This window comes from Streptomyces sp. KR55, assembly GCF_052245645.1.
Classification (GTDB): domain Bacteria; phylum Actinomycetota; class Actinomycetes; order Streptomycetales; family Streptomycetaceae; genus Streptomyces; species Streptomyces flavusporus.
The window spans coordinates 1-8,721 of the sequence record NZ_JBQQCE010000415.1; the positions used below are offsets into that span (position 1 = coordinate 1).

9 protein-coding genes are annotated in these 8,721 nt (G+C 68.8%); 5 read left to right on the forward strand and 4 right to left on the reverse strand.

Translation table 11 applies throughout. From position 1 onward, the window contains the following. Positions 1-393 precede the first annotated feature (393 nt). The 3 genes from ACTWQJ_RS39835 to ACTWQJ_RS39845 all read left to right on the forward strand — a co-directional run bounded on the left by ACTWQJ_RS39835 (position 394) and on the right by ACTWQJ_RS39845 (position 3,289). Positions 394-1,338 (forward strand): hypothetical protein, encoded by a 945-nt coding sequence (locus ACTWQJ_RS39835; protein ID WP_443311320.1) that lies wholly within the window; start codon positions 394-396, stop codon positions 1,336-1,338. 87 nt (positions 1,339-1,425) lie between these two features. Continuing rightward, positions 1,426-1,956: a hypothetical protein gene (locus ACTWQJ_RS39840; RefSeq protein ID WP_443311321.1), complete on the forward strand. Its 531-nt coding sequence runs from the start codon at positions 1,426-1,428 to the stop codon at positions 1,954-1,956. A gap of 169 nt (positions 1,957-2,125) precedes the next feature. Then, positions 2,126-3,289 carry an NAD-dependent formate dehydrogenase gene (locus ACTWQJ_RS39845; RefSeq protein WP_443311322.1) on the forward strand — a complete coding sequence of 388 codons (1,164 nt, stop codon included), beginning with the start codon at positions 2,126-2,128 and terminating at the stop codon, positions 3,287-3,289. Between the two features lie 26 nt (positions 3,290-3,315). On the opposite strand, the gene ACTWQJ_RS39850 is transcribed toward ACTWQJ_RS39845, so the two are convergent. Next, positions 3,316-4,239, reverse strand: coding sequence for a polysaccharide pyruvyl transferase family protein (locus tag ACTWQJ_RS39850; protein WP_443311323.1), 924 nt, complete (start codon positions 4,237-4,239; stop codon positions 3,316-3,318). Positions 4,240-4,411: 172 nt separating this feature from the next. Between ACTWQJ_RS39850 and ACTWQJ_RS39855 the strand changes: the two genes are divergently transcribed. Continuing rightward, entirely contained in the window at positions 4,412-5,890 is a 1,479-nt protein-coding gene (locus tag ACTWQJ_RS39855; RefSeq protein WP_443311324.1) for a glutamate-cysteine ligase family protein, read from the forward strand. Positions 5,891-5,997: 107 nt separating this feature from the next. Here ACTWQJ_RS39855 and ACTWQJ_RS39860 read toward each other — a convergent pair whose 3' ends face one another. Further along, positions 5,998-7,131, reverse strand: a complete 1,134-nt coding sequence (locus ACTWQJ_RS39860; protein ID WP_443311327.1) for a glutathione-independent formaldehyde dehydrogenase — start codon at positions 7,129-7,131, stop codon at positions 5,998-6,000. 192 nt (positions 7,132-7,323) lie between these two features. On the opposite strand from ACTWQJ_RS39860, the gene ACTWQJ_RS39865 reads away from it, so the two are divergent. Beyond that, entirely contained in the window at positions 7,324-7,515 is a 192-nt protein-coding gene (locus ACTWQJ_RS39865; protein ID WP_224732976.1) for a hypothetical protein, read from the forward strand. Between the two features lie 42 nt (positions 7,516-7,557). Here the strand turns inward: ACTWQJ_RS39865 and ACTWQJ_RS39870 are convergent, their stop codons facing one another. Together ACTWQJ_RS39870 and ACTWQJ_RS39875 are read right to left on the reverse strand one after the other, a co-directional pair. Next, positions 7,558-8,172: a GPP34 family phosphoprotein gene (locus ACTWQJ_RS39870; protein WP_443311325.1), complete on the reverse strand. Its 615-nt coding sequence runs from the start codon at positions 8,170-8,172 to the stop codon at positions 7,558-7,560. 44 nt (positions 8,173-8,216) lie between these two features. Continuing rightward, positions 8,217-8,721: zinc-binding dehydrogenase (locus tag ACTWQJ_RS39875; protein WP_443311326.1), on the reverse strand; the 505-nt coding region annotated here is incomplete at its 5' end.

Genomic DNA, 8,721 nt, shown 5'->3' on the forward strand with positions numbered 1-8,721 from the left:
GGATGCTGAGCTGCGTGGCCCGAAGACCGACCGGGGCCAGCGCCTTGTCGTAGGTCGCGCCGAGGTACCGGGCCGCCTTGCGTAGTGCCAGGTTGTTGCAGGCGTTGGCGAGGTTCGTCGGCGTAGCGGTCATGATCTCCTCCAGAGCCTTCCCCACCATGATACGAGCTTATGCTCGTAACTTCTTGCCATCCCATAAATAGGAGCATATGCTCGTAACTGCAGCCGCGGCGCGCGCATCCCTCGTCACACCTCCCGCACGCCCCGCGCCCTCCGTCAGAAAGCCTCGTCATGGAAACCCCCGCAGCGTCCGCTTCCCAGCGCGACCACACAGTCTCGGCAGCGACTGAGCCCTCACCCAAGCCCCACAACGCCGCTCGCCGCCGACCGCCGGTGAGGTCCTGGCTCCAACCGACACTGATCGCCCTCGTCGTCGTGGCGGCCTTCATCGGCTGCTACGTCGGCCTGCAGCGCGACCCCCAGCCCCACCAGGTCCCCATCGCCGTCACCGCACCGGACCTGCCGGGCGAGATACACCAGGCCCTCGGCGACAGCGTCGACATCCACCCGGCTGCCGACACCGGGGCCGCGCGCGACGCACTGGAGCGCCACGACGTCGTCGCCACCCTCAGCACCGACGGGCCGGACGGGCTGCGCCTGGAGATCGCGGGAGCCGACGGCGCGTCCACCACATCGGCGGTGAAGACCCTCGTCGGCGCCTACGCCCACGGCGCGGGCAAGCACCTCACCACCGAGGACGTCGTTCCCCTGACCCACTTCGACGCCCGCGGACTGGCCGGCTTCTACGTGGCCTTCGGCGTGACCCTGGCCGGCTTCGTCCTGGGCTCGAACGCCCTCGGACTGACCGGGCACCTGAACCTGCGCCACCGGTTCCGGCTGCTGGCCGGCGCCTCTGTGGCCATCGGCACGGTCGCCGCGATCGTCGCCGGACCTGCGCTGGGAGCAGTCCCGGCCCCGGTCATTCCGCTGATCCTCACCCTCACGCTCCTGGCAGCAGCTGCCGCCTTCACGACCAAGCTCCTCGGCACGTATCTCGGCCCCATCGGAGTCCCCGTCGCCACCCTGCTGCTCCTCACCCTCGGCAACGCCACCAGCGGTGCCATCATCGGCGCCGACCTCCTGCCCGCCGCTGCCCGAGCCGTCTCCGCCCTACTGCCACCAGGCGCCGCCGTCCGCGCCATCACCGACCTGAGCTACTTCAACGGCGCGCACGCAACAGGCCCTGCGATCACGCTCGCCCTGTGGGCCGCCGTCGCCGCGCTCCTGCTCGGCCTGCGCCCCCGCCTGATGCGACGGCGCGCCGCAGCCGCCGCTTGATCCGTCAGGACGTGTCCGGCGGATCGGGCCAATCGTTGGAGTCCGGTAGACAGACCCCATCCCGGGTGAGAGCGATCGAGAGGTGCCATGGACAACCGAACCCGTAAGCGGCGTGGCGGCGTGGCTGTCCTTGTGCTGGTCACCGCGGTCATGGCGGTGGGCTGCACGGAGGGAGGAGACAGGCTGGACGGGGTCCCGGCCGACGAGAGCAGCACGGCGTCGCCGTCTCGGACCGGGACGCCGAGCCCGTCGGGTTCTCAGCCGTCCAAGAGCCCTGAGGTCGTGCTGAAGGGGACGTGGTTCAATCACACGATCGCCAGCGAGAATTCCTTCTACACGCTCACCGTGGACGAGAAGGGGGAACTCGTCAGCCTCGGCAGCCCGGCCGGGCGGGACGGCGACATCTGCGACGGGAGCCTCACCGGCAAGAAGCAGCTGAAACTCGTGCTCGACTGCCTCAACACCAATGACATCAAAGTCGGGCCCGCACAGGAGGAGAGGGTGTACAGGGCCGAGGTATTCGTGGCGGAGGCCGCGGAAGTGGGGATCGCCGGGCAAGGCCCCACCCTCGTGGCGCAGTGGGAGGACGGGCGCATCGACTACCTCACCAAGAGCTGATTCACGGCATGTCAACGGCGTTGCCACTCTGAATCAGCTCAGTAGGCCCCTGCCCACGGGGTTTGCAGCGCCTACTTCCACTCGACTAAAATTCAAGATCGTCGGTGCCGACCGGTTCATATGCCCGACCGGTTACCGCAGCAATGGCCCCTACCTATGGAGGACGGCCATGGCAAAGATTCTTGCGGTGCTCTATCCGGATCCAGTGGGCGGTTATCCACCCGACTACGCCCGCGACGAGATTCCCGCCATCACCGGCTACCCGGGGGGTCAGACCGCGCCCACCCCGCAAGCCATCGATTTCACCCCGGGACAGCTTCTCGGCTGTGTCTCGGGAGAACTGGGACTGCGCCGCTTCCTGGAGGAGCGGGGCCACACGTTCGTCGTCACGTCCGACAAAGAAGGCCCGGACTCCACGCTGGACCGCGAGTTGCCCGACGCCGACGTGGTGATCTCGCAGCCCTTCTGGCCCGCCTATCTGACTCCCGAGCGGATCACCGCCGCTCCCCGGCTCAAGTTGGCGATCACCGCGGGGATCGGGTCGGACCACGTCGACCTGCCGAGCGCGATCGCCCACCGCATGACCGTGGCGGAGGTGACCTACAGCAACAGCATCAGCGTGTCCGAGCACGCCGTCATGCAGATCCTCACCCTGGTGCACAACTACCTGCCCGCCCACGAGTGGGTGACCACCAAGAAGGGCTGGAACATCGCCGACAGTGTCTCGCGCGCCTACGACCTCGAAGGAATGGACGTCGGCGTCCTCGGCTCCGGCCGTATCGGCCTGGCGGTGCTGCGCCGCCTCAAGCCGTTCGACGTCACGCTGCACTACTGCGATGTGCACCGGCTGCCCCAGGAGGTCGAGCAGGAGCTGGAGCTGACCTGGCATCCCGACGCCCGGTCGCTGGCCCCCGCGGTCGACGTGCTGTCGATCCACACCCCCCTGCACCCGCAGACGCAGAACCTCTTCGACGACGAACTGATCGGGGCCATGAAACGCGGTTCGTACATCGTCAACACGGCACGTGCCCTGATCGTCAACCGCGACGCCGTGGTGCGGGCCCTGAACAGCGGCCAGCTGGCCGGGTACGCCGGTGACGTCTGGTATCCGCAGCCGCCACCACCCGACCACCCCTGGCGCACGATGCCGTACGAGGCGATGACACCGCACGTGTCGGGTACGACCCTCTCCGCACAGGCCCGCTATGCCGCCGGCACCCGGGAGATCCTGGAGAGCTGGCTCGACGGGCGCCCCATTCGCCCGGAGTACCTGATCGTCGACGGCGGCGGTCTCGCCGGGACGGGAGCGCGCTCCTACACGGTCACCGGATGACGACCAGGGCGACGCCGCGGGGCCGACTACCCGACGGAGCAGGGCCCCAGGGCCTGAAGCAGCTCGCCCGTGCCGTCCCGTACGACGTCGCCCTGCCGGAGCTGCTGCTGGATCCGCCGGGCGGTCACGCGCCCCGCGGTCAGACACCACTCCCACCAGCGGTCCAGCCCTGCTGCGTCGAGCCGTTCGGCCGCGAGCAGCGCGGGCCAGCCGCAGGCCCGCGCCTGCGCGGTCACCTTCGCCCCGCCGGCGACCGGGTCGACCGCGAGCGCGGGCTTACCCGCCCGCAGTGACAGAACCAGCCCGTGCAGCCGGTCCGTGACGACCACATCCAGCCGGGCGAGGACGGACGACAGCTGGGCCGGTGTCGCGCACAGCCGCCAGTCGTGCGTGTCGAGACGGGTCTCCAGCTCCAGGCGCGCACAGTCCTTGCCGGTCAGCCAGCGAGTCACCACGGCAGCGACCTCCGCGTGCCGCCGCTGCGGCCCGTACTCGTGCTGGCCATGCGTGAGAATCACCCCGACGACCGGCCGGGCCAGGTCGGCGGGCGCCCCGGCCGACAGATCCACCACCGGCTCCGCTCCCGGGGCGTCGCGCGCCAGCACCCGGTGGAACCCGGTGACGGCCGCACTGGCGGGATCGATGACGGATGTCCCGACCGCGACCCGCACACAGTGGGCGAACCGCCGGTGCAGCGCCTCGATCTGCGGCCCGTGCAGCGGTCCGCAGACGAACACCAGGTGGGAGTACTCCCCGGGTCGCACCTGCTCCAGGTGCAGCGCCTCCGGCCGGAAAACCGGGCTCCAGACCACGTCGTACGCAAGCCCCGCCCGCGCAAGTACCTCCTCCACCCGGCGCAGGGCCAGCACGTCCCCGGCGGTCGCCTCCCCGTCCCGGAAGCTGCTCCACCCGCCGATCAGAACGCGCCGCCGTATCCCCACAGTGCGCACGGGTGCCCGCTCCGGCGGTGGACAATCACCGGTCGGGGGGGCGTCGGCCCGGGCGGCACCCAGCACGAGCAGCATGTCGCTGCAGTGATCCACATCCCGCCTGGTCAGGGTCGCTCGGTGGTGCGACGCTGGAGGTCGAGAGGTGTCCGAGGACGGGAACCCGGGAGGGCCGATGGGACGGGACGTCCCGGCGTTGGTCTTCACCCGCGAGGACCGCCGCCGGTACCGGATCAAGATGCAGGAGTGCCTCGACGCGTTTGCGCAGATGCTGCGCGACTCACGGTTCGAGTCCGGGCGGCCCCAGGTGGGACTGGAGATCGAGCTGAACCTGGTCGACGACGAGGCCGAGCCGACGATGCGCAACGTCGATGTGCTCGAGGCGATCGCGGACCCCGCCTGGTCGACCGAGCTGGGCCGCTTCAACCTCGAGATCAACATTCCGCCCCGCCGGCTGACGGCGGGCGGCCCCGACGACTGGGAGTCCGAGATCCGCGGCGCGCTGAACCACGCGGAGCAACGCGCCCGGTCGGTCGGAGCGCATCTGATCATGGTCGGCATCCTTCCCACGCTGCGGCCTGAGGACGTCGGCGAGGCCGCGCTGTCGGAGAACCCTCGCTACCGACTGCTCAACGACCAGATCTTCATGGCTCGGGGCGAGGACCTGCGCCTCGACGTGGACGGTGTCGACCGGCTGCGCACCTACGCGGACACGATCACTCCGGAGGCGGCGTGCACCAGCACCCAGTTCCACCTCCAGGTGTCCCCGGAGGAGTTCGCCGACTACTGGAACGCCGCACAGGCGATTGCCGGGGTCCAGGTCGCGCTGGCGGCCAACTCGCCGTTCCTGTTCGGCAAGGAACTGTGGCACGAAACCCGCATCCCGCTGTTCGAGCAGGCCACCGACACCCGTCCGCAGGAGATCAAGGTGCAGGGAGTGCGGCCCAGGGTGTGGTTCGGAGAGCGATGGATCAACAGCGTCTTCGACCTCTTCGAGGAGAACCTGCGCTACTTCCCGGCACTGCTCCCCCTGTGCGACGAGCAGGACCCCGCGGAGACGCTGGACCGCGGCGACATCCCCGAACTGGCCGAGCTCACCCTGCACAACGGCACCATCTATCGCTGGAACCGTCCGGTCTACGCCGTCGCCCACGACAAACCCCATGTGAGGGTGGAGAACCGCGTACTGCCCGCCGGGCCGACCGTCGCCGACACCCTCGCCAACGGCGCCTTCTACTACGGGCTCACCCGTGCCCTGGTCGAGGAGGAGCGGCCGGTCTGGTCACGGATGTCCTTCTCGGCCGCCGAGGAGAACCTGCACACGGCGGCGCGGCACGGGATCGAGGCACGGCTGTACTGGCCCGGCATGGGCGAGGTGCCGGTGCCCGAACTCGTCCTGCGGCGTCTGCTGCCGCTGGCGCACCGGGGGCTGGAGCGCTCCGGCATGGACGAGGCCTGGCGAGAGCCGCTGCTCGGCATCATCGACCAGCGGTGCGTCACCGGCCGTAACGGAGCGGTGTGGCAGAAGGAGATGTTCCACCACATCGATGCCTCCACCCACACCGGCCGCCACGAGGCCCTGCGGCTGATGACGCAGCAGTACATCGACTACATGCACCTCAACGCTCCGGCCCACACGTGGCCGGTCGACTGACACAGGTCATGCACGCCTCCCAGGGAACAGCAGGCCCCCGCCGTGCCCGGAACACATGGTGATCGGCTCCGATGCACGACGGGGGCGGGATGGCCATGGCCGGTGCCCTACGGATGCAGGACGACCTTGGTGTAGCCCTCGACGCGCTTGTCGAACTTGTCGTAGGCCTCCGGTGCCTGGTCCAGCGACACCTCGTGGGAGACGACGAAGCTCGGCTTCGCCCGACCCTCGATGATCATGTCACGCAGGTACCGGTTGTAGCGCTTCACGTTGCACTGGCCCGTACCCATCCGCAGGCCCTTCTCGAAGAGCTTGCCGATGGACACGAGGAGCATGCCCTTCTTGGACTGCTCGTCCGGGCCACCGGGGTCGGCCGGCACGTACAGGCCCGGCACACCGAGGGCGCCCGTGGGGCGAACCGTCTGGACGAGCGAGTTCAGGACCGTCGCGGGCTCCTCGTGGTCGACGTCCTGGGACATCGCCTGGTAGCCGACGGCGTCGACGCCCTTGTCGGTGCCGGCCCCGTCCGTCTGGTCCTTGATCTGCTGCACGGGGTCGCCCTCCGCGAAGTTGATCGGGACGGCGCCGATCTCCCGGGCCTTGTCCAGCCGCTCGGGAATCCGGTCGACGACGAAGACCTTCGCCGCGCCGCGCAGCAGCGCCGAGTACGCGGCCATGAGCCCGACCGGCCCGCCGCCGTACACCGCGACGCTCTCGCCCGGGCGCACCTGGGCGAGTTCACAACCGTGGTAGCCGGTGGGGAAGATGTCGGCGAGCAGAATGAAGTCGGTCTCGTGCTCGTTTCCCGGCGGCAGCTTCAGGCAGTTGAAGTCGGCGAACGGAACGCGGAGATATTCCGCCTGACCGCCCTTCCACGGACCCATGGCGACATAGCCGTAAGCCCCGCCCGAGAAACCGGGATTGACGGTCTCACAGAAACCCGTGTACCCGTCGACGCAGTTCTTGCAGAACCCGCAGGCGACATTGAACGGCATGACCACACGGTCACCTTCCGTGAGGGAGGTGACACCCTGGCCGCATTCCTCGATGATTCCCATGTTCTCGTGGCCGAACACGATTCCGGGCTCTGCCGCCGTACGTCCCTCGTACATGTGCAGGTCCGAGCCACAGATCGCCGTGGATGTGATCTTTACGATCACGTCGTTCGGTTGCTGGATGGTCGGCTTGTCGACATCCTCGATCGCGACGCTGAAAGGTCCTTTGTAGACGACGGCTTTCATCTCTTCCATCTCCTGACCGGTGATGTGCACGCGGATTGCCCGCGGGAGCGCCCCCGTTTGTGTGACCTACTCCTCATGGTTCTCTCGCCCGCGGGCTGGGGCAAGCCGGTAATCTCGGAAGCACACTCATCGCGTATCGCTTTTTTGCGTATCGCGCTTCGCACCGAGACCCGTGAAGGGAGGTCGGGACACGTGACGGCACAGCGGCTCGGAACCTTGCTCGTCCCCGTGCTCGGCCTGTCCGGCACCTCGTACCCGCCCGGCACCACGGTCACCGTCCGCGGCCGTGGCGCGACGGTCGACGGGTTCGTGAACGGCGACTGGCTCCCCCTTGCCTGGTGGGAGTTCTCCGACGGCCTCCGCGAGGACATCGCCGAGCCCTGACAGGCCCACCGCCCCGGTCCCGGCAGGGACAACCGAGGGTCGTCATTCGCCGCGCCAGATGTTGTCGAACGCGGCCTGCTCGATGGCACGTCGTTGCCGTATGGCCTCCAGTTGCATCAGTGCGTCGTGCACAGCGGCCAGCACGGTGTCCACAGCGTCGTCGTGCGCACTCGGGGAGTCGGCAGAGTCCTCCCCGGCCCGGCGATGGATCCCGATGGCCGCCGCCAGGGCGGCCAGGGTGGGCTCGTCCGAGGCCCAGCGTTGGGCCGCCGCACGATGGTCCGGTGAATCGGCCGGCACGACACTGCTGGCCCGGAAGGGGTTCCTGCGGTGGTGTTGCCGGCGGAGCTGCCCTTCCGCTTCAAGGGCCGCCAGATAAGCCGCGGACAGACCGCGACCTCTGCGCCACAGCCAGTCGCCGACCGTCTCGTACGGCGCTTCGCGGACGAGCGACGATGCGGCCTGATCCAGCAGGGAGTCGCGTGCGGTCGGTCGGTGGCCAGGCACGATGTGATCGCCGTCCAGGGTGATGGCCTGGGCATCGAGTAGGTCGAGCACCTCGGCTCCTGCGAGAGCGAGCGAGAGGTCGCCTTGTTCCACGGGGTGGTTGGGCGCCACGTCGATAGCGATGATCATCAGGTCCCGTGATGTGGTCATGGATCGGCTTCGCCTCGAGATGCTGGAACGTGGGCGGGGTGTTTTCAGCGGGGTGTGAGCACCATGCGGAACCGTGCGGCGCCGGAGAGCATCTTCTGATAGGCCTCATCGGCCTGGTCCAGCGGCATGATCTCGGTCATCGGGCGGATCCCGTGCAGGGCGCTGAATGCCATGGTGTCCTGCACATCCTGCGCGGTGCCGGACGGGTGGCCGCGCACGATCCGGCCTTGCATGATCAGCTGGACCGGGCTGATGCCCATCGGCTCGAAAGTCGCGCCGATGACCACCAGCTCGCCGCGGTGGGACAACCCGTCGACGGTCGCCGTGATCGCGTCGGAGCTGCCGGCGGTGGCCAGCACGACCTTGGCGCCACCGAGGGACTGCAACGCGTCCGCGACGGGGGTGTCCGCCGTGCTGTCGATGTAGTGGTGCGCACCGAGTTGCTTGGCGAAGTCGGCTTTGGCAGCTCCGCGGGCGATGGCCACGGTCTCGAAGCCCATCGCGACGGCGTACTGCACCCCCAGGTGACCGAGACCACCGAGGCCGAGT

What these genes read in the sequence shown, in the direction of transcription:
- ACTWQJ_RS39840 (WP_443311321.1), top strand. Translation starts at nt 1,426, where the DNA reads ATGGACAACCGAACCCGTAAGCGGCGTGGCGGCGTGGCTGTCCTTGTG.
- ACTWQJ_RS39845 (WP_443311322.1), top strand. Translation starts at nt 2,126, where the DNA reads ATGGCAAAGATTCTTGCGGTGCTCTATCCGGATCCAGTGGGCGGTTAT.
- ACTWQJ_RS39855 (WP_443311324.1), top strand. Translation starts at nt 4,412, where the DNA reads ATGGGACGGGACGTCCCGGCGTTGGTCTTCACCCGCGAGGACCGCCGC.
- ACTWQJ_RS39860 (WP_443311327.1), bottom strand. Translation starts at nt 7,131, where the DNA reads ATGAAAGCCGTCGTCTACAAAGGACCTTTCAGCGTCGCGATCGAGGAT.
- ACTWQJ_RS39870 (WP_443311325.1), bottom strand. Translation starts at nt 8,172, where the DNA reads ATGACCACATCACGGGACCTGATGATCATCGCTATCGACGTGGCGCCC.